General features: G+C 54.1%; 23 protein-coding genes. 12 read left to right on the top strand and 11 right to left on the bottom strand.

All coding sequences use genetic code 11. The annotated features are described in order from the left end of the window. Nucleotides 1-6: 6 nt before the first annotated feature. The 11 genes from atpA to phoU all read left to right on the top strand — a co-directional run bounded on the left by atpA (nt 7) and on the right by phoU (nt 13,042). The gene (gene atpA, locus OGX75_RS03415) at nt 7-1,548 is read left to right on the top strand and encodes a F0F1 ATP synthase subunit alpha (RefSeq protein WP_012000831.1); all 1,542 of its coding nucleotides are present in this window, start codon (nt 7-9) and stop codon (nt 1,546-1,548) included. Nucleotides 1,549-1,598: 50 nt separating this feature from the next. Next, nucleotides 1,599-2,462 carry a F0F1 ATP synthase subunit gamma gene (gene atpG / locus OGX75_RS03410; protein WP_047460091.1) on the top strand — a complete coding sequence of 288 codons (864 nt, stop codon included), beginning with the start codon at nt 1,599-1,601 and terminating at the stop codon, nt 2,460-2,462. Nucleotides 2,463-2,488: 26 nt separating this feature from the next. Further along, nucleotides 2,489-3,871, top strand: coding sequence for a F0F1 ATP synthase subunit beta (gene atpD / locus OGX75_RS03405; RefSeq protein ID WP_012000829.1), 1,383 nt, complete (start codon nt 2,489-2,491; stop codon nt 3,869-3,871). A 20-nt stretch (nt 3,872-3,891) separates the two neighbouring features. After that, nucleotides 3,892-4,311 (top strand): F0F1 ATP synthase subunit epsilon, encoded by a 420-nt coding sequence (locus OGX75_RS03400; RefSeq protein WP_012000828.1) that lies wholly within the window; start codon nt 3,892-3,894, stop codon nt 4,309-4,311. Nucleotides 4,312-4,623: 312 nt separating this feature from the next. Then, on the top strand, nt 4,624-5,994 hold the full coding sequence (gene glmU / locus OGX75_RS03395; RefSeq protein ID WP_058668322.1) for a bifunctional UDP-N-acetylglucosamine diphosphorylase/glucosamine-1-phosphate N-acetyltransferase GlmU: 1,371 nt from the start codon (nt 4,624-4,626) through the stop codon (nt 5,992-5,994). Nucleotides 5,995-6,235: 241 nt separating this feature from the next. Beyond that, the gene (gene glmS / locus OGX75_RS03390; protein WP_012000825.1) at nt 6,236-8,065 is read left to right on the top strand and encodes a glutamine--fructose-6-phosphate transaminase (isomerizing); all 1,830 of its coding nucleotides are present in this window, start codon (nt 6,236-6,238) and stop codon (nt 8,063-8,065) included. Nucleotides 8,066-8,384: 319 nt separating this feature from the next. Next, complete coding sequence (gene pstS / locus OGX75_RS03385; protein WP_024130085.1) at nt 8,385-9,425, top strand: phosphate ABC transporter substrate-binding protein PstS; 1,041 nt, start codon at nt 8,385-8,387, stop codon at nt 9,423-9,425. A gap of 144 nt (nt 9,426-9,569) precedes the next feature. Next, nucleotides 9,570-10,529 carry a phosphate ABC transporter permease PstC gene (gene pstC / locus OGX75_RS03380; RefSeq protein WP_012000823.1) on the top strand — a complete coding sequence of 320 codons (960 nt, stop codon included), beginning with the start codon at nt 9,570-9,572 and terminating at the stop codon, nt 10,527-10,529. Continuing rightward, complete coding sequence (gene pstA, locus OGX75_RS03375; protein WP_012000822.1) at nt 10,529-11,419, top strand: phosphate ABC transporter permease PstA; 891 nt, start codon at nt 10,529-10,531, stop codon at nt 11,417-11,419. Before pstC ends, pstA begins: the two co-directional genes overlap by 1 nt. A gap of 110 nt (nt 11,420-11,529) precedes the next feature. Then, entirely contained in the window at nt 11,530-12,303 is a 774-nt protein-coding gene (pstB, locus tag OGX75_RS03370; RefSeq protein WP_199977424.1) for a phosphate ABC transporter ATP-binding protein PstB, read from the top strand. 13 nt (nt 12,304-12,316) lie between these two features. Then, a complete protein-coding gene (gene phoU, locus OGX75_RS03365; protein WP_012000820.1) occupies nt 12,317-13,042 on the top strand; it encodes a phosphate signaling complex protein PhoU in 726 nt (241 codons plus the stop codon). A gap of 121 nt (nt 13,043-13,163) precedes the next feature. Here the strand turns inward: phoU and yieH are convergent, their stop codons facing one another. Then, nucleotides 13,164-13,829, bottom strand: coding sequence for a 6-phosphogluconate phosphatase (gene yieH / locus OGX75_RS03360; protein ID WP_115609826.1), 666 nt, complete (start codon nt 13,827-13,829; stop codon nt 13,164-13,166). A 164-nt stretch (nt 13,830-13,993) separates the two neighbouring features. Between yieH and adeP the strand changes: the two genes are divergently transcribed. Further along, nucleotides 13,994-15,331, top strand: coding sequence for an adenine permease AdeP (adeP, locus tag OGX75_RS03355; RefSeq protein WP_286450138.1), 1,338 nt, complete (start codon nt 13,994-13,996; stop codon nt 15,329-15,331). 125 nt (nt 15,332-15,456) lie between these two features. Here the strand turns inward: adeP and OGX75_RS03350 are convergent, their stop codons facing one another. The 10 genes from OGX75_RS03350 to OGX75_RS21255 all read right to left on the bottom strand — a co-directional run bounded on the left by OGX75_RS03350 (nt 15,457) and on the right by OGX75_RS21255 (nt 23,389). After that, nucleotides 15,457-16,023 (bottom strand): NADPH-dependent FMN reductase, encoded by a 567-nt coding sequence (locus OGX75_RS03350; protein WP_012000816.1) that lies wholly within the window; start codon nt 16,021-16,023, stop codon nt 15,457-15,459. 40 nt (nt 16,024-16,063) lie between these two features. Next, complete coding sequence (locus tag OGX75_RS03345) at nt 16,064-16,816, bottom strand: 4'-phosphopantetheinyl transferase family protein (RefSeq protein ID WP_071259092.1); 753 nt, start codon at nt 16,814-16,816, stop codon at nt 16,064-16,066. Nucleotides 16,817-16,963: 147 nt separating this feature from the next. Then, a complete protein-coding gene (gene yidZ / locus OGX75_RS03340) occupies nt 16,964-17,923 on the bottom strand; it encodes an HTH-type transcriptional regulator YidZ (protein ID WP_012000814.1) in 960 nt (319 codons plus the stop codon). Continuing rightward, nucleotides 17,892-19,064, bottom strand: coding sequence for an MFS transporter (locus OGX75_RS03335; RefSeq protein ID WP_286451050.1), 1,173 nt, complete (start codon nt 19,062-19,064; stop codon nt 17,892-17,894). Before OGX75_RS03335 ends, yidZ begins: the two co-directional genes overlap by 32 nt. A 180-nt stretch (nt 19,065-19,244) precedes the next feature. Next, nucleotides 19,245-20,609, bottom strand: a complete 1,365-nt coding sequence (mnmE, locus tag OGX75_RS03330; protein WP_058669133.1) for a tRNA uridine-5-carboxymethylaminomethyl(34) synthesis GTPase MnmE — start codon at nt 20,607-20,609, stop codon at nt 19,245-19,247. A gap of 101 nt (nt 20,610-20,710) precedes the next feature. Next, complete coding sequence (yidC, locus tag OGX75_RS03325; protein WP_286451049.1) at nt 20,711-22,357, bottom strand: membrane protein insertase YidC; 1,647 nt, start codon at nt 22,355-22,357, stop codon at nt 20,711-20,713. A 2-nt stretch (nt 22,358-22,359) separates the two neighbouring features. Beyond that, on the bottom strand, nt 22,360-22,617 hold the full coding sequence (gene yidD / locus OGX75_RS03320; protein WP_001307474.1) for a membrane protein insertion efficiency factor YidD: 258 nt from the start codon (nt 22,615-22,617) through the stop codon (nt 22,360-22,362). Beyond that, on the bottom strand, nt 22,581-22,940 hold the full coding sequence (rnpA, locus tag OGX75_RS03315) for a ribonuclease P protein component (RefSeq protein ID WP_012000809.1): 360 nt from the start codon (nt 22,938-22,940) through the stop codon (nt 22,581-22,583). The genes yidD and rnpA overlap by 37 nt, the downstream gene beginning before the upstream one ends. A 17-nt stretch (nt 22,941-22,957) precedes the next feature. Next, nucleotides 22,958-23,098: a 50S ribosomal protein L34 gene (gene rpmH / locus OGX75_RS03310; protein ID WP_000831330.1), complete on the bottom strand. Its 141-nt coding sequence runs from the start codon at nt 23,096-23,098 to the stop codon at nt 22,958-22,960. 228 nt (nt 23,099-23,326) lie between these two features. Then, the gene (locus OGX75_RS21255; protein WP_422647621.1) at nt 23,327-23,389 is read right to left on the bottom strand and encodes a hypothetical protein; all 63 of its coding nucleotides are present in this window, start codon (nt 23,387-23,389) and stop codon (nt 23,327-23,329) included. Nucleotides 23,390-23,883 lie beyond the last annotated feature (494 nt).

Here is a 23,883-nt window from a genome sequence, read left to right as displayed (position 1 = left end):
TGGAGCATGCAACTGAATTCCACCGAAATCAGCGAACTGATCAAGCAGCGCATTGCTCAGTTCAATGTTGTGAGTGAAGCTCACAACGAAGGTACTATTGTTTCTGTAAGTGACGGTGTTATCCGCATTCACGGCCTGGCCGATTGTATGCAGGGTGAAATGATCTCCCTGCCGGGTAACCGTTACGCTATCGCACTGAACCTGGAGCGCGACTCTGTAGGTGCGGTTGTGATGGGTCCGTACGCTGACCTTGCCGAAGGCATGAAGGTTAAATGTACTGGCCGTATCCTGGAAGTTCCGGTTGGCCGTGGCCTGCTGGGCCGTGTGGTTAACACCCTGGGCGCGCCAATCGACGGTAAAGGTCCGGTTGAGCACGACGGCTTCTCTGCTGTTGAAGCTATCGCGCCGGGCGTAATCGAACGTCAGTCCGTTGATCAGCCTGTTCAGACGGGTTATAAAGCCGTTGACTCCATGATCCCAATCGGTCGTGGCCAGCGTGAATTGATCATCGGTGACCGTCAGACCGGTAAAACCGCTCTGGCAATCGACGCCATCATCAACCAGCGTGATTCCGGCATCAAGTGCGTCTACGTGGCTATCGGCCAGAAAGCGTCCACCATCTCTAACGTGGTTCGTAAGCTGGAAGAACACGGCGCGCTGCAAAATACCATCGTTGTGGTTGCTACCGCATCTGAATCTGCCGCACTGCAATACCTGGCGCCGTATGCCGGTTGCGCAATGGGCGAATACTTCCGCGATCGCGGCGAAGATGCGCTGATCATCTACGATGACCTGTCCAAACAGGCTGTTGCTTATCGTCAGATCTCCCTGCTGCTCCGTCGTCCGCCAGGACGTGAAGCATTCCCGGGCGACGTATTCTACCTCCACTCTCGTCTGCTGGAGCGTGCTGCGCGTGTTAACGTTGAATACGTTGAAGCCTTCACGAAAGGTGAAGTGAAAGGGAAAACAGGTTCTCTGACTGCGCTGCCGATTATCGAAACCCAGGCGGGTGACGTTTCTGCGTTCGTTCCGACCAACGTAATTTCTATTACCGATGGTCAGATCTTCCTGGAAACCAACCTGTTTAACTCTGGTATTCGTCCTGCGGTTAACCCGGGTATCTCCGTATCCCGTGTTGGTGGTGCAGCGCAGACCAAGATCATGAAGAAACTGTCCGGTGGTATCCGTACCGCGCTGGCGCAGTATCGTGAACTGGCGGCGTTCTCCCAGTTTGCATCTGACCTTGACGATGCAACCCGTAAACAGCTTGACCACGGTCAGAAAGTGACTGAGCTGCTGAAACAGAAACAGTATGCGCCGATGTCCGTTGCGCAGCAGTCTCTGGTTCTGTTCGCGGCAGAACGTGGTTATCTGGCGGATGTAGAACTGGCGAAAATCGGTAGCTTCGAAGCCGCTCTGCTGGCTTACGTCGACCGTGATCACGCTCCGTTGATGCAAGAGATCAACCAGTCCGGTGGCTATAACGACGAAATCGAAGGCAAGCTGAAAGGCATCCTCGATTCCTTCAAAGCAACCCAGTCCTGGTAACGTCTGGTGGCCTGCCTTAAGGCAGGCCGCAAGGCATTGAGGAGAAGCTCATGGCCGGCGCAAAAGAGATACGTAGTAAGATCGCAAGCGTCCAGAACACGCAAAAGATCACTAAAGCGATGGAGATGGTCGCCGCTTCCAAAATGCGTAAATCGCAGGATCGCATGGCGGCCAGCCGTCCTTATGCAGATACCATGCGCAAAGTGATTGGTCACCTTGCGAACGGTAATCTGGAATATAAGCACCCCTATCTGGAAGAACGCGACGTTAAGCGCGTGGGCTACCTGGTGGTGTCGACCGACCGTGGTCTGTGCGGTGGCTTGAACATTAACCTGTTCAAGAAACTGCTGGCGGATATGAAAGCATGGTCCGATAAAGGCGTTCAGTGCGACCTCGCAATGATCGGCTCTAAAGGCGTGTCTTTCTTTAGTTCCGTAGGTGGCAATGTTGTCGCCCAGGTGACGGGTATGGGGGATAACCCATCCCTGTCCGAACTGATCGGCCCGGTAAAAGTGATGTTGCAGGCCTATGATGAAGGCCGTCTGGACAAGCTTTACATTGTCAGCAACAAATTTATTAACACCATGTCTCAGGTTCCGACTATCACTCAGCTGCTGCCGTTACCGGCTTCAGAAGATGATGAACTGAAACGTAAAACCTGGGATTACCTGTACGAACCCGATCCGAAAGCGCTGCTGGATACCCTCCTGCGTCGCTATGTGGAATCTCAGGTTTATCAGGGCGTGGTAGAAAACCTGGCCAGCGAGCAGGCCGCACGTATGGTGGCGATGAAAGCCGCGACCGACAATGGCGGTAGCCTGATTAAAGAGTTGCAGTTGGTATACAACAAAGCTCGTCAGGCCAGCATTACTCAGGAACTCACCGAAATCGTCGGTGGTGCATCCGCGGTATAACCAGGTTAATTCGTAGAGGATTCAAGATGGCTACTGGAAAAATTGTCCAGGTAATCGGCGCCGTAGTTGACGTCGAGTTCCCTCAGGATGCCGTACCGCGCGTGTACGACGCCCTTGAGGTGCAGAATGGTAATGAACATCTGGTGCTGGAAGTTCAGCAGCAGCTCGGTGGCGGTATCGTACGTACCATCGCCATGGGTTCTTCCGACGGCCTGCGTCGTGGTCTGGATGTGAAAGACCTTGAGCACCCGATCGAAGTCCCGGTAGGTAAAGCAACGCTGGGTCGTATCATGAACGTACTGGGCGAACCAGTAGACATGAAAGGCGAGATCGGTGAAGAAGAGCGTTGGGCTATCCACCGTGCGGCACCGTCCTACGAAGAGTTGTCAAACTCTCAGGAACTGCTGGAAACCGGTATCAAAGTTATCGACCTGATGTGTCCGTTCGCGAAGGGCGGTAAAGTGGGTCTGTTCGGTGGTGCGGGTGTAGGTAAAACCGTAAACATGATGGAGCTGATCCGTAACATCGCGATCGAACACTCCGGTTACTCCGTGTTTGCGGGCGTAGGTGAACGTACTCGTGAGGGTAACGACTTCTACCACGAAATGACCGACTCCAACGTTATCGACAAAGTATCCCTGGTTTACGGCCAGATGAACGAGCCGCCGGGAAACCGTCTGCGTGTTGCGCTGACCGGCCTGACCATGGCGGAGAAATTCCGTGACGAAGGTCGTGACGTTCTGCTGTTCGTCGACAACATCTACCGTTACACCCTGGCCGGTACGGAAGTATCCGCACTGCTGGGTCGTATGCCTTCAGCGGTAGGCTACCAGCCGACCCTGGCGGAAGAGATGGGTGTTTTGCAGGAACGTATCACCTCCACCAAAACCGGTTCTATCACCTCCGTACAGGCGGTATACGTACCTGCGGATGACTTGACTGACCCGTCTCCAGCCACCACCTTTGCGCACCTTGACGCAACCGTGGTACTGAGCCGTCAGATTGCGTCTCTGGGTATCTACCCGGCCGTTGACCCGCTGGATTCCACCAGCCGTCAGCTGGACCCGCTGGTTGTTGGTCAGGAGCACTACGACACCGCGCGTGGCGTACAGTCTATCCTGCAACGTTACCAGGAACTGAAAGACATCATCGCCATCCTGGGTATGGATGAACTGTCTGAAGAAGACAAACTGGTGGTAGCTCGCGCACGTAAGATTCAGCGCTTCCTGTCCCAGCCGTTCTTCGTGGCAGAAGTATTTACCGGTTCTCCGGGTAAATACGTCTCCCTGAAAGACACCATCCGTGGCTTTAAAGGCATCATGGAAGGCGAATACGATCACCTGCCGGAGCAGGCGTTCTACATGGTCGGTTCCATTGACGAAGCCGTGGAAAAAGCCAAAAAACTTTAACGCCTTAATCGGAGGGTGATATGGCAATGACTTACCACCTGGACGTCGTCAGCGCAGAGCAACAAATGTTCTCTGGTCTGGTCGAAAAAATCCAGGTAACGGGTAGTGAAGGTGAACTGGGTATTTACCCGGGCCACGCGCCGCTGCTCACCGCCATTAAGCCTGGTATGATCCGCATCGTTAAACAGTTCGGTCATGAAGAGTTTATCTACCTGTCTGGCGGCATTCTTGAAGTGCAGCCTGGCAGCGTGACCGTACTGGCTGATACCGCGATTCGCGGCCAGGATCTCGACGAAGCGCGAGCTCTGGAAGCGAAACGTAAGGCTGAAGAGCGCATTAAGAGCTCTCATGGTGACGTGGATTACGCTCAGGCATCTGCGGAACTGGCCAAAGCGATCGCCAAACTGCGCGTTATCGAGTTGACCAAAAAAGCGATGTAACACCGGCTTGAAAGCATCAAAACCAGTCTGAAATCAGGCTGGTTTTTTTTTGCCTGAATGTTATTCCGTGCTGTCTCATCTTTATTCATGGGTCAAAAAAATAGCAAAAACATTAACCTAAGCCTTTAATGAAAGGTAAGTCTGACTTTTCTGAAGACAAAAGGCAGGGCGATGAACGAAAATATCCCATTAACAAGCGGTGAAAACCCCGCGTTGAGCGTTTTCTCTTCTACCCATTTCACGATGAAAAAAATGTAGTATTTTCAATGTGAAACGGTATAAATTCGTTCTCAAATTACAGTCAGGACGCGTATGTTGAATAGTGCTATGAGCGTAGTGATCCTTGCCGCAGGCAAAGGCACGCGTATGTATTCCGATCTTCCTAAAGTGCTGCATACCCTTGCGGGAAAAGCGATGGTTCAGCATGTCATTGATGCCGCTAATGAATTAGGCGCATCTCAGGTGCATCTGGTCTATGGCCACGGCGGCGATCTGCTTAAAAACACCCTTAAAAATGACAACCTGAACTGGGTTTTGCAGGCAGAACAACTGGGGACGGGTCATGCGATGCAGCAGGCGGCGCCGTTCTTTAGCGATGACGAAGACATTTTAATGCTCTATGGCGATGTGCCGCTGATCTCTGTGGAAACCTTACAGCGTCTGCGTGACGCCAAACCGCAGGGCGGCATTGGTTTGTTAACCGTGAAGCTGGACGATCCGAGCGGTTACGGTCGTATTACGCGTGAGAACGGTAAAGTGACCGGCATCGTTGAGCATAAAGATGCCACCGACGAACAGCGTCAGATCCAGGAAATCAATACCGGTATCCTGATCGCTAATGGTGCGGACATGAAGCGCTGGCTGGCGAAACTGACCAACAATAATGCTCAGGGTGAATATTACATTACCGACATCATTGCGCTGGCGTATCAGGAAGGCCGCGAAATCGCTGCTGTACACCCGGATCGTTTAAGCGAAGTGGAAGGCGTAAACAACCGTCTGCAACTCTCTCGTCTGGAACGCGTTTATCAGTCCGAGCAGGCCGAAAAGCTGCTGCTGGCCGGTGTGATGCTGCGCGATCCCGCGCGTTTTGACCTGCGCGGCGCTCTCACCCACGGGCGCGATGTTGAAATTGATACTAACGTTATCATCGAAGGCAACGTCACGCTGGGTCACCGCGTGAAGATTGGCGCGGGTTGCGTTATTAAAAACAGCGTGATTGGCGATGACTGTGACATCAGCCCGTACAGCGTGGTGGAAGATGCGCACCTGGAAGCGGCCTGTACTATTGGTCCGTTTGCCCGTCTGCGCCCTGGTGCGGAACTGCGGGAAGGCGCTCATGTCGGCAACTTCGTTGAAATGAAAAAAGCGCGTCTGGGGAAAGGTTCGAAAGCGGGCCACCTGAGCTATCTGGGTGATGCGGAAATTGGCGACAACGTGAATATTGGCGCGGGCACCATTACCTGCAACTACGATGGCGCAAATAAATTCAAAACGATTATTGGCGATGATGTGTTTGTCGGTTCTGATACTCAGCTAGTGGCGCCGGTCACCGTGGGGAAAGGTGCGACCATCGCCGCCGGCACAACCGTTACCCGCAATGTCGCGGATAACGAACTGGTGTTAAGCCGCGTGCCGCAGGTGCATAAGCAGGGCTGGCAGCGTCCGGTGAAGAAGAAGTAAGTCTTTTTTCTGGATGGCGGCTTTGCCTTATCCGACCTACGTTCGATGACGTTCTGTAGGCCGGATAAGCATAAGCGCCATCCGGCAGATGAGGGATGAGGCGATAAAGATATATCGCTCGCCCAAAAGCAGTACCTATAAAAATAACCCCACTCTCTACAAGGCTCGGGGCGCCCGGAATACGGGTATTAACAGGTCAGCGACAACGACAGGCTTAATGCCAAAATCGGAATTAAATACTATGTGTGGAATTGTTGGCGCTATCGCGCAACGTGATGTAGCTGAAATCCTTCTCGAAGGTTTACGTCGTCTGGAATACCGTGGTTATGACTCTGCCGGTCTGGCCGTGGTTGATGCGGAAGGTCACATGACCCGTCTGCGTCGCCTTGGTAAAGTACAGATGCTGGCCCAGGCAGCGGAAGACCATCCTCTGTCTGGTGGCACCGGGATTGCTCACACCCGCTGGGCGACCCACGGCGAACCTTCGGAAGCAAACGCGCATCCGCATGTTTCTGACCACATTGTGGTGGTGCATAACGGCATCATCGAAAACCATGAACCACTGCGTGAAGAACTGAAAGCGCGTGGTTATACCTTCGTTTCTGAGACCGACACCGAAGTGATTGCTCACTTAGTGCACTGGGAGCTGGAACAGGGCGGGACGCTGCGTGAAGCGGTTATGCGTGCGATTCCGCAACTGCGCGGCGCGTACGGCACGGTAATCATGGATACCCGTCACCCGGATACGCTGCTGGCGGCGCGCTCTGGCAGCCCGCTGGTTATCGGTCTGGGTATGGGCGAAAACTTTATCGCTTCCGACCAGCTGGCGCTGCTGCCGGTAACCCGTCGCTTCATCTTCCTGGAAGAAGGCGATATTGCGGAAGTGACCCGTCGTTCGGTCTCCATTTTCGATAAATCCGGCGCGGAAGTGAAACGTCAGGATATCGAATCCAGTCTGCAATATGACGCGGGCGATAAAGGTATTTACCGCCACTACATGCAGAAAGAGATCTACGAACAGCCGAATGCGATTAAAAATACGCTGACCGGGCGTATCAGCCACGGAGAAGTGGATTTAAGCGAGCTGGGGCCAAAAGCGAACGAACTGCTGTCTCAGGTTGAACATATTCAGATTATCGCCTGTGGCACGTCGTATAACTCCGGTATGGTCTCTCGCTACTGGTTTGAATCGCTGGCCGGTATTCCGTGCGACGTCGAAATCGCCTCTGAATTCCGCTACCGCAAATCCGCCGTGCGTCGTAACAGCCTGATGATCACCCTGTCTCAGTCTGGCGAAACGGCGGATACCCTGGCTGGTCTGCGCCTGTCGAAAGAGCTGGGCTATCTGGGTTCTCTCGCCATCTGTAACGTTCCGGGCTCTTCCCTGGTGCGTGAATCCGATCTGGCGATGATGACCAACGCCGGGACGGAAATCGGCGTGGCCTCCACCAAAGCGTTTACCACTCAGCTGACCGTTCTGCTGATGCTGGTGGCGAAGCTGGCGCGTCTGAAAGGTCTGGATGCGTCTATCGAGCACGACATCGTTCACGGTTTGCAGGCGCTGCCGAGCCGTATCGAACAGATGCTGTCTCAGGACAAACGTATCGAAGCGCTGGCGGAAGATTTCTCTGACAAACACCATGCCCTGTTCCTGGGCCGTGGCGATCAGTATCCGATCGCGCTGGAAGGCGCGCTGAAGCTGAAAGAGATCTCTTATATTCACGCAGAAGCGTATGCGGCAGGTGAGCTGAAACACGGCCCTCTGGCGCTGATCGACGCAGATATGCCGGTTATCGTGGTGGCGCCGAACAATGAATTGCTGGAAAAACTGAAATCCAACATCGAAGAAGTCCGCGCCCGTGGCGGCCAGTTGTACGTCTTCGCCGACCAGGATGCCGGTTTTGTCAGCAGCGACAACATGCACATCATTGAGATGCCGCACGTGGAAGAGGTGATTGCACCGATCTTCTACACCGTTCCACTGCAACTGCTGGCGTATCACGTTGCGCTGATCAAAGGCACCGATGTGGACCAGCCGCGTAACCTGGCGAAATCAGTTACCGTTGAGTAATCGTGACGATGCCCTGCGAAAGCGGGGCATTTTTTTCTGCGCTGTTCTGTTTTTAATCAATTCTCCCGTCGTTTTAATGTGACAAACCGTCATCTTCAGCTACTGTTTTCAGTGTCATAAAAAGAAAATTTTCATGAAATCGCATTGTCATGAAGTGAATTAACTGATTGTTTATAAATTATTTTTTCTGTGATTTATTTCATCAGTTTTCGTTGTCATAAAACTGTCATATTTCGTACATTTAACTGTCACCTGTTTGTCCTATTTTGCTCATCGTAGCCACTTAACAATGATTTACGAAAATCTTGCAGGAGACATTATGAAAGTCATGCGTACCACTGTCGCAACTGTTGTCGCCGCGACCTTATCCATGAGCGCGTTCTCTGCTTTCGCAGCAGCGAGCCTGACAGGTGCAGGTGCAACTTTCCCTGCGCCGGTGTATGCCAAATGGGCTGATACCTATCAGAAAGAGACCGGTAGCAAAGTAAACTACCAGGGTATCGGCTCCTCCGGTGGTGTAAAACAAATTACGGCTAACACCGTTGATTTCGGTGCATCCGACGCTCCGCTGTCTGACGAAAAACTGGAGCAGGAAGGTCTGTTCCAGTTCCCGACCGTCATTGGCGGCGTAGTGCTGGCGGTGAATATCCCGGGTCTGAAGTCTGGCGAACTGGTGCTGGATGGGAAAACCCTGGGTGACATCTACCTGGGTAAAATTAAGAAGTGGGATGATGAAGCCATCACCAAACTGAATCCTGGTCTGAAACTGCCTTCTCAGAACATCGCCGTTGTGCGTCGTGCAGATGGTTCCGGCACTTCTTTCGTTTTCACCAGCTACCTGGCGAAAGTGAACGAAGAGTGGAAATCTAAAGTCGGCGCTGGCTCTACCGTTAACTGGCCGACCGGTCTGGGCGGTAAAGGTAACGACGGTATCGCCGCATTCGTACAGCGTCTGCCGGGCTCTATCGGCTATGTTGAATACGCTTATGCGAAGCAGAACAACCTGGCTTACACCAAACTGATTTCAGCGGATGGTAAACCCGTAAGCCCGACCGAAGAGAGCTTTGCTAACGCCGCGAAAGGCGCTGACTGGAGCACCTCTTTCGCTCAGGATCTGACGAACCAGCAAGGTGACGATGCGTGGCCAATCACTTCCACCACCTTCATCCTGGTCCACAAAGAGCAGAAGAAACCTGAGCAGGGCGCTGAAGTGCTGAAGTTCTTCGACTGGGCATACAAAAATGGCGGCAAACAGGCGAATGACCTGGATTACGCCAGCCTGCCGGACAGCGTTGTTGAGCAGGTTCGTGCAGCATGGAAGACCAATGTGAAGGACAGCAGCGGTAAAGCGCTGTACTAATAGAATATCTTTAACGAACTGGCGGATGGCGCTACGCTTATCCGCCCTACAGTTCCGACTGTAGGCCCGATTTGTAGGCCGGATAAGCGTAGCGCCATCCGGCATGGGCAACTTCGTAAACGCGTTTAATGGAAAGAGTAATTTATGGCTGCAACCAAGCCTGCTTTTAACCCGCCGGGTAAAAAGGGTGACATGATATTCAGCGCGCTGGTAAAACTGGCTGCGCTGATTGTGCTATTGATGTTGGGTGGCATTATTGTCTCGCTGATTATCTCCTCCTGGCCAAGCATTGAGAAGTTTGGCTTCTCGTTCCTGTGGACTAAAGAGTGGGATGCGCCAAACGATATCTACGGCGCGCTGGTTCCCATTTATGGCACGCTGGTTACCTCGTTTATCGCTCTGCTGATCGCCGTTCCGGTGAGCTTCGGTATTGCCCTGTTTCTGACGGAACTGGCACCGGGCTGGCTGCGTCGCCCGCTGGGCATCGCCATCGAACTGCTGGCGGCTATCCCCAGTATCGTCTACGGCATGTGGGGGCTGTTTATCTTCGCTCCGCTGTTTGCTACCTGGTTCCAGGAACCGGTCGGGAATATTCTTTCCAACATTCCGTTTGTTGGCGCACTGTTCTCCGGCCCGGCATTTGGTATCGGTATTCTGGCGGCGGGCGTCATTCTCGCCATTATGATCATTCCTTACATCGCGGCAGTTATGCGCGATGTCTTCGAACAAACCCCGGTGATGATGAAAGAGTCGGCCTATGGCATCGGCTGCACCACCTGGGAAGTTATCTGGCGTATTGTCCTTCCGTTCACCAAAAATGGGGTGATTGGCGGCGTTATGCTGGGACTGGGTCGTGCGCTGGGAGAAACCATGGCGGTGACCTTTATCATCGGTAACACCTACCAGCTCGACAGCGTTTCGCTGTACATGCCGGGCAACAGTATCACCTCTGCGCTGGCGAACGAATTTGCCGAAGCGGAGTCTGGTCTGCACGTTGCCGCGTTGATGGAACTGGGTCTGATTCTGTTTGTGATTACTTTCATTGTGCTGGCGATTTCTAAGCTGATGATTATGCGTCTGGCGAAGAATGAGGGGGCACGCTAATGGCTACGCTTGAAATGCAAACGACCGCAGAACTGGCGGAATCCCGCCGTAAAATGCAGGCTAAGCGCCGCACGAGAAACCGCATCGCATTGACGCTCTCAATGGCGACGATGGCGTTTGGGCTGTTCTGGCTCATCTGGATCCTGATGTCCACCATTACGCGTGGTTTCGACGGCATGTCGCTGGCGCTGTTTACCGAAATGACGCCGCCGCCGAATACCGCTGGCGGTGGTCTGGCGAACGCCCTGGCGGGGAGCGGACTGTTAATTTTGTGGGCGACGGTATTTGGTACGCCGCTTGGCATCATGGCGGGGATCTACCTGGCGGAATATGGCCGTAAATCCTGGCTTGCGGAAGTGATCCGTTTCATTAACGACATCCTGCTTTCCGCGCCGTCTATCGTGGTCGGTCTGTTTGTTTACACCATCGTGGTGGCGCAAATGGAGCACTTCTCCGGTTGGGCGGGCGTGATTGCGCTGGCGCTGCTACAGGTGCCTATCGTCATTCGTACCACAGAGAACATGCTGAAACTGGTGCCGGATAGCCTGCGTGAAGCGGCCTATGCGCTGGGGACGCCGAAATGGAAAATGATCTCGGCGATTACCCTGAAAGCCTCGATTTCCGGGATTATCACCGGCGTACTGCTGGCGGTTGCCCGTATTGCGGGTGAAACCGCGCCGCTGCTCTTTACTGCGCTTTCCAACCAGTTCTGGAGCACCGACATGATGCAGCCTATCGCTAACCTGCCGGTCACTATCTTTAAATTTGCGATGAGTCCGTTCGCGGAGTGGCAGCAACTGGCCTGGGCTGGGGTGTTGATCATTACCCTGTGCGTATTGTTGCTGAATATTCTGGCGCGCATCATTTTTGCGAAGAGTAAACACGGTTAATTTCAGGTGCCGGATGGCGGCGTAAACGTCTTATCTGGCCTACAGATGTGAACAGCGGTTAATTTTTTACGGCGCGGCCAACGGCGACGCCGAATGAGGAAGAGATTGAAATGAGTATGGTTGATACTGCTCCGGGTAAGATTCAGGTTCGTGATTTGAACTTCTACTACGGCAAATTCCATGCCCTGAAGGATATCAACCTGGATATCGCGAAGAACCAGGTCACGGCGTTTATTGGGCCGTCTGGCTGTGGTAAATCCACACTGCTGCGTACCTTTAACAAAATGTATTCGTTGTATCCAGAGCAGCGCGCGGAAGGCGAGATCCTGTTGGATGGCGATAATATCCTTACCAATACCCAGGATATCGCTCTGCTGCGTGCCAAAGTGGGGATGGTGTTCCAGAAGCCGACGCCGTTCCCGATGTCTATCTATGACAACATCGCTTTTGGCGTGCGCCTGTTTGAGAAACTGTCTCGCGCCGATATGGACGAACGCGTTCAGTGGGCGTTGACCAAAGCCGCATTATGGAACGAAACCAAAGATAAATTGCACCAGAGCGGGTACTCTCTCTCGGGTGGTCAGCAGCAGCGTCTGTGCATTGCGCGTGGTATCGCCATTCGCCCGGAAGTTCTGCTGTTGGATGAGCCGTGTTCAGCGCTGGACCCGATTTCCACCGGGCGTATTGAAGAGCTGATCACTGAGCTGAAGCAGGACTACACCGTGGTGATCGTGACGCACAACATGCAGCAGGCTGCGCGTTGTTCCGATCACACGGCGTTTATGTATCTGGGCGAGTTGATTGAGTTCAGCAACACGGACGATCTGTTCACTAAGCCCACGAAGAAACAAACCGAAGATTATATTACTGGCCGCTACGGTTGATTTGGAGCTAACCATGGACAACCTAAACCTTAACAAACATATTTCCGGCCAGTTCAACGCAGAACTGGAAAGCATCCGCACCCAGGTGATGACCATGGGCGGCATGGTGGAGCAACAGCTTTCTGATGCGATCACCGCGATGCATAATCAGGATAGCGAACTGGCGAAACGCGTTATTGACGGCGATAAGCACGTCAACATGATGGAAGTGGCGATCGATGAAGCGTGCGTGCGCATCATTGCCAAACGCCAGCCGACAGCGAGCGACCTGCGCCTGGTGATGGCGATCATCAAAACCATCGCTGAATTGGAGCGCATTGGCGACGTGGCGGACAAAATTTGTCGTACCGCGCTGGAGAAATTCTCCCACCAGCACCAGCCGCTGCTGGTGAGCCTGGAGTCGCTGGGGCGTCACACCGTACAGATGCTGCATGACGTGCTGGACGCGTTCGCGCGAATGGATATTGACGAAGCGGTGCGTATCTACCGTGAAGACAAGAAAGTTGACCAGGAATACGAAGGTATCGTGCGTCAGCTGATGACCTACATGATGGAAGATTCGCGCACCATTCCAAGCGTGCTGACCGCGCTGTTCTGCGCACGCTCCATTGAGCGCATTGGCGACCGTTGCCAGAATATCTGCGAGTACATCTTCTACTTCGTGAAGGGACAGGATTTCCGCCACGTCGGTGGTGACGAGCTGGATAAACTGCTGGCAGGCAAAGATCCGAAGGAATAAGCGGCTTGTTGCGTTCGCCGGGATCCCCCGGCGTCGCTATTGTAGGCCGGATAAGGCGTTACGCCGCATCCGGCATTCTGCGCCATTCGCCTGATGGCGCTTTGCTTATCAGGCCTACGGTTTAATCGACGATATCCCACCCGCGCGCTTTCCATAATTCCGGCAACTGCGCCAGATCGGTAAACGTCGTTACTTTCGGATGATCGATCGGTTTGTTGTGCGGATCGGCGCAGAAGTAGAACACCTCCATTCCCGCATCGATTCCCGACCGGGCGCCGGCACTGGAATCATCCACCAGAATGCAATTCTCCACGTTAACGTTCATGGCTTTTGCCGCGTGGAACATCAGAGCCGGATCGGGCTTCCAGCGTTGAATGTCATAGCCGCTGAACAATTTTTCTGGAAAATGATGCAACATGCCCAGCTTGCCCAGTGAATGCTGCATTTTGCTGACCGGGCCGTTAGAGACGACGCACATCGGCACCGTCATGCTGTCCAGCAGCGCATTTGCCCCTGCGATCACCTCCAGTTCTGAGTCGAACAGGCGTGCGACCTCGGCGCGGTAAACGGGTTCTAAATCCGCTTTTGCTAACGACACACCCTGCTCCTCGTTAATGATATCGATGATTTCGTAGAGTTTTACGCCTTTAAAGCGTTTGAACACCTCTTCGAGATCGAGCGTGATGCCGAATTCCTGGAACATCGCGACATACGCGCGGGAGCAAATGACTTCACTGTCGACCAGCGTACCGTCGCAGTCGAAAAATACCGCTTGAATCTGGGACATGCTTTCTTTTCTCGCTAGTTTAACGTTTTCGTAATGCCTTATTGTGCGACGCAATCGTTGCCGTATAAGCAAATTCAATGAAAAAAGTGTCTCACAACTGCCCTTATTGTCGCATTTTGGTATAGGATAGCGACGAATTTTCCCTCCTTGTTCGGAAATAGATAATGAGTCAACAACACACCACCCAGACTTCTGGTCAGGGTATGCTGGAACGCGTGTTTAAACTGCGCGAACATGGCACGACGGCACGAACCGAAGTGATCGCCGGTTTTACCACCTTCCTGACGATGGTTTACATCGTTTTTGTTAACCCGCAGATTCTTGGCGTTGCTGGCATGGACACCAGCGCCGTCTTCGTTACCACCTGTCTTATTGCGGCGTTCGGCAGCATTCTGATGGGGCTGTTTGCTAATTTACCGGTCGCGCTGGCGCCGGCTATGGGTCTGAACGCGTTTTTCGCCTTCGTGGTCGTTGGCGCGATGGGGCTGTCCTGGCAGGTTGGTATGGGCGCAATCTTCTGGGGAGCGATCGGCCTGCTGCTGCTGACCATCTTCCGCGTGCGTTACTGGATGATTGCTAACATTCCGGTCAGTCTGCGCGTGGGCATCACCAGCGGTATCGGCCTGTTTATCGGCATGATGGGGCTGAAAAACGCAGGCGTTATCGTCGCGAACCCGGAAACCCTGGTGAGCATCGGTAATCTGACCTCTCACAGCGTACTGCTCGGCGTGCTGGGCTTCTTCATCATCGCTATTCTGGCATCACGTAGCATTCATGCCGCCGTGCTGGTCTCTATTATTGTAACGACGCTGCTCGGCTGGATGATGGGTGATGTGCATTACAACGGCATTGTCTCTGCGCCGCCAAGCGTTAGCTCTGTGATCGGGCATGTGGATCTGGCGGGCTCGTTTAACATTGGTCTGGCTGGCGTGATTTTCTCCTTCATGCTGGTGAACCTGTTCGACTCCTCCGGCACGCTGATTGGCGTTACCGACAAAGCCGGTCTGGCTGATGAGAAAGGTAAATTCCCGCGGATGAAGCAGGCGCTGTTCGTCGATAGCGTCTCTTCTGTGACCGGGGCGTTTATTGGAACCTCGTCGGTTACCGCCTATATCGAGTCCTCATCCGGCGTATCCGTCGGCGGGCGCACGGGCCTGACCGCCGTTGTTGTCGGTCTGCTGTTCCTGCTGGTTATCTTCCTGTCGCCGCTGGCGGGAATGGTGCCGGGTTATGCCGCTGCCGGGGCGCTGATCTATGTTGGCGTACTGATGACTTCCAGTCTGGCGCGCGTTAAATGGCAAGACCTTACCGAGTCTGTTCCGGCGTTTATTACTGCCGTGATGATGCCGTTCAGCTTCTCGATTACCGAAGGTATCGCGCTGGGCTTTATCTCTTACTGTGTGATGAAAATCGGCACCGGACGTCTGCGTGAGCTGAGCCCTTGCGTGGTGGTTGTGGCGTTGTTGTTTGTGCTGAAGATTGTGTTTATCGACGCGCACTAATTGCCGCTGATACGGCGCTGCGCGAGGTGTCCTGGCCTGATAAGCGTAGCGCCATCAGGCAAATTTGATAGCCGGATGGCGGCCAAACGCCTTATCCGGCCTGCGGCCCTACGCGCGCGCTGTTATCACGCTTTAACGCGCTGAATGTAATCGCCAAACGCGGTTAGCTGGCCGGTAAGATGATCAATCGTGCTTTGATCAACCACTTCCCCGGTTTGCGGGTCAACTTTGTTCTGAATCACGCCGCCCATAAACTCCGGTTTGTTCATTACCATCGCATCAAGGAATACCAGAATCTGGCGCAGATGATACTGACAGCGAGCGCCGCCGATTGCCCCCATTGAGCTGGTCTGGATCAGCACCGGTTTCCCGGCTAACGGCTGTTCTGGCAGGCGGGACAGCCAGTCGATCGCGTTCTTCAGTCCGCCTGGCACCGAGTAGTTGTATTCCGGTGTGACGATGACGACGCCGTCCGCTTTACGGATTTGCTCCGCCAGCGCTTCAACGCTCGCCGGGAACCCCTCTTCCTGCTGCACGTCAGCGTCATACAGCGGAATATCGCCAATCGAAGGTAATGCGCTGACCTCCATGCCTGCCGGTGCAATTTTCGGCAGCGTGCGGGCGACCATACCGTTAAATGAACCTTTGCGCAGGCTCCCCAGTAACGTAACAACATTCAACGTTTCGGACATGATTACTCCTTTTCATCATGGCGGCCGGGACAGGGCCGAATCAGCTAAGTGTATAAGATGACTTTGCTGTGGATAATTGAGCGAATCGCATCAGGCGACCGGTGGGTTCATTCGCCCGGGTCTGGATATCGGCCAGGCTTTTCCATCCTTGCTTACTATCAAACTCCCAAACATTCAGTTTTTCAATGGCTGGCGTAACCGCCACCGACCAGACCAGAATATCTTCCGCGTCGCATATTGCCTCCACCTGCGTAACGTGGGCGCATTTCAGGCGGCCTGCGCCGGGAAGGAGCTGGAGTTCACGCGGATCGTCATTCAGTACGTCACCGGTTAGCTTTAGCACGCTCTGGCGTAAGGTGATCAGTTGCGCGCGGGCTTCGTTGGGATCGCTCTGATTGTTGATCCACAGATTTTCGTTGCTGGAGAACGCCGGACTCTCGGCTGAAAGTGGGCTATGGAAGCCTCGTATGGCTCGCTGTAATTCCATATCCAGACCGCATTCCCCCTCCGTTGTCAGCGCCACGCCCACCATATTCCCGGCATATGAGATGGAGAACGCGGGCAGATTTTTATCGCGAAAGACAGGCTTCCCTTTGGCCTGAATAGCAATTTCCGGCAGCTCGCTGGTTCCGTAGAGCATAAACATCAGTTCAGCGAGTAAGCCGCGTGAAGCCAAAAAACGTGTCCGGCGGTGAGCGGGAAGGTTTCTGGCTTCGATGTGGCATGGAGAAGGCAGACGGACTGAAATCAGGTGTCCCTCCGTAAGAATCCCTCTGGCAAAATGTGTCGCCATTTTTCGCTCCGTGATTAATGGTCCGTGATTATTACGAGAGTAACATTTACGTAGATTATGGACAGGTTTTACTGGTCAAAAGTTCGACAAAAACAGCGGCGCTTACGCGACTTTTACATTTCTGACGCGGTCGTGGTTAATTTACCGTCAGGAGAGGTGGCTATAGAGTGTTTTAATGGTCTCTTTTAACCAGATAATTTTAGGGTTATGGCTGTTACGTTTATGCCAAAGGAGGGTAAAAGGCACCATCAGCTTTTCTCGCTGGGCGGCGTCAAAAGGGAGAGGACGCGCGACCAACGGTAGCTGGTGGAGCTGGTTATAACGCTGGCAGTAGAGAGGCGCGGTCGCCAGCAGCGAGTGGTTCGGCTGGGCGGCCATAAACAGCGATTGTTCAAACCCCGGTAAACTTAAGGCGATGTTGCGTTTGCGGCCCATCTCTTGCAATACATCATCCAGCGCCCAGGTGTCGCTTTGCTCCCAGCAAATGCTGATATGCGGATAGCGTAAAAATGTTTCCAGATTCCACTCTTCTTGTAGCGCCGGGTGATCTTCCCGCAGCCAGACCCAGGGGAGGTCGCTGAACAGGACTTCAAAATCGATAGACAGCGGCAGCAGGCTGAGAAGCTCCCGCGAACGGGGATGGCTCTCCCTTCCGGTAAAGCCGAGATCCACCTCGCCGCGTGTGATGGCATCCAGCGAGTCGTAATCCCAGTTACGAACCTTGATTGTGGCCTGCGGATAGCGCTGATAAATCTGCTGCGACAGAGAATTGAACATGATCATTACCAGCGGCGACTCTGCCGCCAGTTCAAATTTCAGGCCGCGTGGCGATTCGTGATGTGGTTTATCAAGCAGCTGATTGCTCATCTGCATCCAGTCCGCCAGGCTTTGCTCCATATTGACCATCAGCGGCGTTGGCGTCAGCCCCAGCGGCGTGTTCACAAACAGCGGGTCATCAAACCATGTTCGCAGCTTTGACAGCGATTTACTCACCGCCGAGGGCGTGACGTTCATCCGCTTCGCCGCTTTGGTGACGCTGCGCTCCTGCATCAGAAGCTGCAAACATAACAACAGATTAAGATCGAGACTGGTGATGGATTTTTTCATAGTGCGCTGCGGGCTGTATGGTCATCAGTAACAGGATACAGACCATGCTACAGCCAATCAGAATCCCGATCAGCATATTCAGGGCGTTAAAGCCAATGACTGCCGCCAGCCATATCCACAGCGATGACCCGCAGACCTGTGCAATGCCGAGTACAGAGCTTGCGACGCCAGCACGCAGTGAGAATGGGCCTAATGCCTGGCTCATCGCCACGCCAAAGCCAACCGAAAAACCCGCGCAGATGAGCGTCAGGCCAAAGAGCGTGACGGCGTGAGAGGATGAGAGGCTGAGTACGATGCCCGCAGCCAGAAACAGCCCTTGCGACGTGAGCATCAGCGTGCGCGGTTTAAATACGCTCAGCGCAAAGGGCGTTGAGAACGACACCGCCATGCTGATGCCTGCCGTCAGCGCCATTGTGGTGGCGTATTCACCGCGATCAAAGCCCATCATTTCCATGAGCAACACCGGTGAGGTGTTTACAAATGTGAGGATCACCGACACGCTCAACGTGGTGATCGCCAGACGGCTGAGGAAAAAGCGGTTGAGCAGCGACTCTGCATTTTGCTGAGGGCGCGAGGTCGATGAGCATGTTGCCGGGCGCGTTTCTTTCAGGATAAACACCGAGAGCAGGCATACCGCGATACCCATCGCTATCATCGTGTAAAACAGACTTTGCCACGGGAATTTAAGCATAATCAAATGCCCTAACACTGGCGCTAATACCGGCACAATGCAGGTAATTCCGTTTAATAGCGATAACACTTTCGCCCGGCGGCGATCGTCCAGCGTGTCGCGCAAAATCGTAAACGCCACCACATAACAGCACCCCGCCCCGATGCCCTGAATAAAGCGCCCGGTCAGGAACAGCGACCCGTCCGTTGCTCGTGAGCAAAGCATAGAGGCGATGATGAATATCACCGCGCCCGCTATCGCCACCGGTTTGCGCCCTGACTGGTCTGCAACTTTACCCGCAAACAGCATTGCGGTGGCCATCCCGGCCAGGTATACCGAAAACGCGATGTGCAGTTGCGCCTCGCTGGCGTTCAGATCGGCGGCAATACGGGGTAAACCGACCAGATACATGTCGATGCCGGCTGGGTAGAGTAAAACAAGGGCAAAACTACAGATTAGAAAGCGGGTCATAGCGTCCTCACAATAAGCGTGGCGCTAAGAATACGGGGAGCTTTTCAGTGACGCGAGTTGCCATTTGGACAACGGTGATTTCCTGTGAGGAAATTCATTATTGCCGGATGGCGGCTTTGCCTTATCCGGCCTACAGATTTAGTCGGCCCGGTAAGCGTAGCGCCACCGGGCAAAACAACATCACTTACCAATACAGAAGCTGGAGAAAATACGGCCCAGTAGATCGTCGGAGGTAAACTCACCGGTGATCTCACTCAGCGCCTGCTGCGCCAGACGCAGCTCCTCCGCCAGCAGTTCGCCAGCCCAGGCGCCAAGCAGCTGTGATTTGCCCTGCTGGAGATGTTCTGCGGCTTCTGCCAGCGCCTGAAGATGGCGACGGCGGGCAAGGAAGCCGCCTTCCATATTGGTGTCAAAGCCCATGCTTTGCTTGAGATGGTTACGCAATACGTCCACGCCTTCGCCGGTACGGGCGGAAAGACGGACAAGTGAGTGACCATTCACCTCGCTGATACCCAGCGTCTCGCCAGTGATGTCAGCTTTGTTGCGCACAACGGTGATCGGCAGTTTTGTCGGTAAACGGGCGATAAAGTCCGGCCAGATTTCCGCCGGATCAACGGCATCGGTGGTTGTGCCATCTACCATAAACAGCACGCGGTCGGCCTGTTCTATCTCCTGCCAGGCGCGCTCAATCCCAATACGTTCCACTTCATCGCTGGCATCGCGCAGACCGGCGGTATCGATGATGTGCAGCGGCATTCCGTCGATGTGAATATGCTCGCGCAGTACGTCGCGGGTGGTGCCAGCGATATCGGTGACAATGGCGGCCTCACGGCCCGCCAGGGCGTTCAGCAGGCTCGATTTCCCGGCGTTAGGGCGTCCGGCAATGACCACCTTCATCCCTTCACGCAGCAGGCTGCCCTGACGCGCTTCGGCGCGTACCGCATCGAGATCGGCGATCACGCCGTTGAGCTGGGCTTCAATTTTGCCGTCGGAGAGGAAGTCGATCTCCTCGTCCGGGAAGTCAATGGCCGCTTCCACATAGATGCGCAGGTGAGTGAGTGCTTCCACAAGATGATTCACACGCGCGGAAAATGCCCCCTGTAGCGAGTTCAGCGCCGAGCGTGCCGCCTGCTCGGAACTGGCGTCGATCAGGTCGGCAATCGCTTCTGCCTGGGCTAAGTCGAGCTTGTCATTGAGGAACGCGCGCTCGGAGAACTCGCCCGGTCTGGCAATGCGCAGGCCGGGGAGCGTCAGAATACGTTTTAACAGCAGGTCGAGAATGACCGGGCCGCCATGCCCTTGCAGTTCCAGTACGTCTTCACCAGTGAACGAGTTCGGGCCAGGAAACCACAGCGCGATCCCCTGATCCAGCGCCGTGCCATCGGCATCTTTAAACGGCAGGTAATCGGCGTAACGCGGTTTTGGTAGCTTGCCCAATACGGCTTCGGCCACCTCGCGCGCCTTGAGACCGGAAATACGCAGGATACCGACGCCACCGCGTCCCGGTGGGGTAGCCTGGGCGACGATAGTGTCGTTATGGCTCATGATCTTCTCTTTTTTGCTAATAAAAAAGGCGGTCAATTGACCGCCCTGTCATCGCTGTTCTGATTGCCGGGTGGCGCTATGCTTACCCGGCTTACATGGAATCAGGAGCTTTTCTTCTCGCGGCTATGCAGGCCACGTTTCTCCAGACCACGGTAAATCAGCTGCTGCTGGATGATGGTTACCAGGTTGCTGACGATATAGTACAGCACCAGACCTGACGGGAACCACAGGAAGAATACCGTGAAGATGACCGGCATAAAGGTCATGATCTTCTGCTGCATCGGGTCGGTCACGGTGGTCGGAGACATCTTCTGGATGAAGAACATCGTCACGCCCATCAGGATCGGCAGGATGTAGTACGGGTCCTGTGCGGACAAGTCATGGATCCACAGTGCGAACGGCGCATGACGCAGTTCAATGGAGCCCATCAGCATGTAGTACAACGCCAGGAAGATAGGCATCTGGATGAGCAGCGGGAAGCAGCCGCCCAGCGGGTTAACCTTCTCAGCTTTGTACAGGGCCATCATTTCCTGGCTCTGACGCTGTTTGTCATCGCCCAGACGCTCGCGCATAGCCTGAATCTTCGGCTGTAGCATACGCATCTTCGCCATGGAGGTGTACTGCGCTTTCGTCAGCGGGTACATGATGCCACGAACGATAAAAGTGATAACGATGATGGAGAAGCCCCAGTTACCCAGGAAGCTATGAATCCATTTCAGCAGTTTGAACAGCGGCTGAGAGATGAACCACAGCCAACCGTAATCAACGGTCAGATCCAGGTGCGGTGCAACGGCCGCCATTTTATCCTGAATTTCCGGGCCAACCCACAGGGTGCTGGTCATGGCGCCAGTCTGACCCGGCTGTACCAGAACCGGCTGAGATTTATAGCCGATAGCGGCAATGCCGTTACCCAGATTAGCGGTATAGAAGTTATTGGTGCCGTCGTTACGTGGAATCCATGCCGTTGCGAAGTACTGCTGCAACATGGCGACCCAGCCGCCGTTGGAGCTGACGTTCAGGTTTTCGTTATCGGCAATGGTGTCGAATTTGTATTTTTCGTACTTCTCATCCGGCGTGGAGTACGCCGCGCCACGGAAGGTATGCAGTGCAAAATTGCTGCTACCGGTGTCGCGATGAGACGGCAGATTGATGGATTGCTTCAACTGACCAAAGGTGGAGATCTCCAGCGGTTTCTCACCGGCGTTCTGCACGCTGTAGTTGACGTTGACCGCATATTCACCGCGTTTGAGGACAAACGTTTTGGTGAAGGTGTTGCCAGCGGCGTCAGTCCAGGTCATCGGAACATGCAGTTCGTTCTGGCCATCCGCGAGGACAAACGTGTCGTTATCGACGCTGTACAGCGGACGCGGGCCGTTAGCCGGGTTATCCGGGCCATCACGACCGGTCAGGCCGCTTTGCGCCTGGTAGATAAACTGCGGAGTCGTTTCCAGCAGTTGGAACGGTTCTTTAGAACCCAGCTCTTTCGGGTAAGTTGGCAGCAAGGCCTGCTCAACATCACCGCCACGGGTGTTGATGGTCAGATCAAGCACGTCGGTCTTAACCGTAATCAGTTTCCCCTGGCCACTGGCCGGTACGCCCTGGTCGGCGGCGCTACCCGCTGCGGTGGTCGTTGTCTGCGTGGTCTGTTGGGTCTGAGGCTGCGGATTTTTATCCTGCTCCCAGGCTTGCCAGATCATGAAAGACACGAACAGCAAAGCGATGACTAAAAGATTGCGTTGCGAATCCATCGTTAGTGTTCTCTGGTATCAAATGGTCCGGGCGGGACGGGATCGTCACCACCAGGGTGTAAAGGGTGGCATTTTAATACGCGTTTCACCGTCAACCAACTGCCTTTTATCACTCCAAACCTGCGCAATGCCTCAATTCCGTAGCTTGAGCAGGTTGGCGTGAAACGGCAATGCGGCCCAAGCAGCGGACTGATCAGGCGTTGATAGACCCGTATAAGGGCTATCAGGACCCGCGAGCCAGGCGACAGTGGCGGCGCCATAATTTTTCCAACGCTTCCGAGAGAGCACGGTTATCGAGGTCGGCAACCCCTTTTTTCGCCACCACCACGAAATCCATTGCAGGGAGTTCATGTTGACGCAGACGGAAGCTTTCACGCGTCAGACGTTTAATCCGATTGCGTTCATGCGCGCGTCGAACGTTTTTCTTGGCGACGGTTAGACCGATGCGGGGATGCCCCAGCGAATTCAGGCGGCCGAGAATGGTGATTTGCGGCGTGCCAGCCCGTTGTGGCTGCTGGAAGACAAATGTGAAATGACTGGGAGTTAACAAACGTAACTCCCTGGGAAATGCGAGCTTAACCACTCAGGGGTTAGCTTTTATTACTTGGAAACGGTCAGACGAGCGCGGCCTTTAGCACGACGACGTGCCAGAACCTGACGACCATTTTTAGTAGCCATACGAGCACGGAAGCCGTGAGAACGGTTGCGCTTCAGTACAGACGGTTGAAAAGTGCGTTTCATGGCGATTTCTACCTAAACTTGAATAAATTCACTGACTTTTGCGTATACCCGAACGATTATCGAACGACTTACGCCTCAGCGTGGGTGATTAAAGAGGCCGGATTGTAATAATTGTACACTCCAGAGTCAATTCTCTTTCCTTAAAACCCTGCGTTTTTCCGCACCTTTTCGCGCGAAAAACAAGCAGCGCTAACGCCGTACGATGGGCATTGTACAACGGGTGGAGGATTATACGGACTGCCGGGCAAAGCGCAAGGATCGCACGGGATCTTTATTAGATCGTTTATGCAGTATCAGGCTGTGTCCTCAATTGATCGTGAACGTCGCTGGCGATTATTTTGGCCCAGGGCAAGGCGCGAGCCGTGGGGTTTGGGGGCCCAAATGCGCGGAGAGCAACGCGGCAATGGGCCAAAATAGTCCCAGCCCTTCGGGACGCGTGCCAGAAACGCGTACTCTGCGTTGTCAGGCTTGAACATAGGCCCACTATGTCCGGCGCCTTCCGCCTTGACTACGCGTTTCTGGCTCAGCGTCGACGCCACGCGCAATTGAGGGCACAGCCTGGCATCTTTACTCATTAATTTTTTCAATATGCGTGCGAAATCGTGCAGCACTTCGCCTGGATCGTTTACACTTACCCGGTTCTGGATCATCCTGTGGATAAATCGGGAAGAATCTGTGAGAAACAGAAGATCTCTTGCTCAGTTTAGGCTATGATCCGCGGTCCTGATCGTTTCAACGGATCCTGATCGGGTAAAATTGCAGATAGCAATTCGCACGTCACCCTT

It is taken from the genome of Citrobacter sp. CK199, from assembly GCF_030333285.1.
GTDB lineage: Bacteria > Pseudomonadota > Gammaproteobacteria > Enterobacterales > Enterobacteriaceae > Citrobacter_B > Citrobacter_B koseri.
Note: the sequence above shows the minus strand (reverse complement) of the source record. Positions and strands in the feature narration are given on the sequence as shown.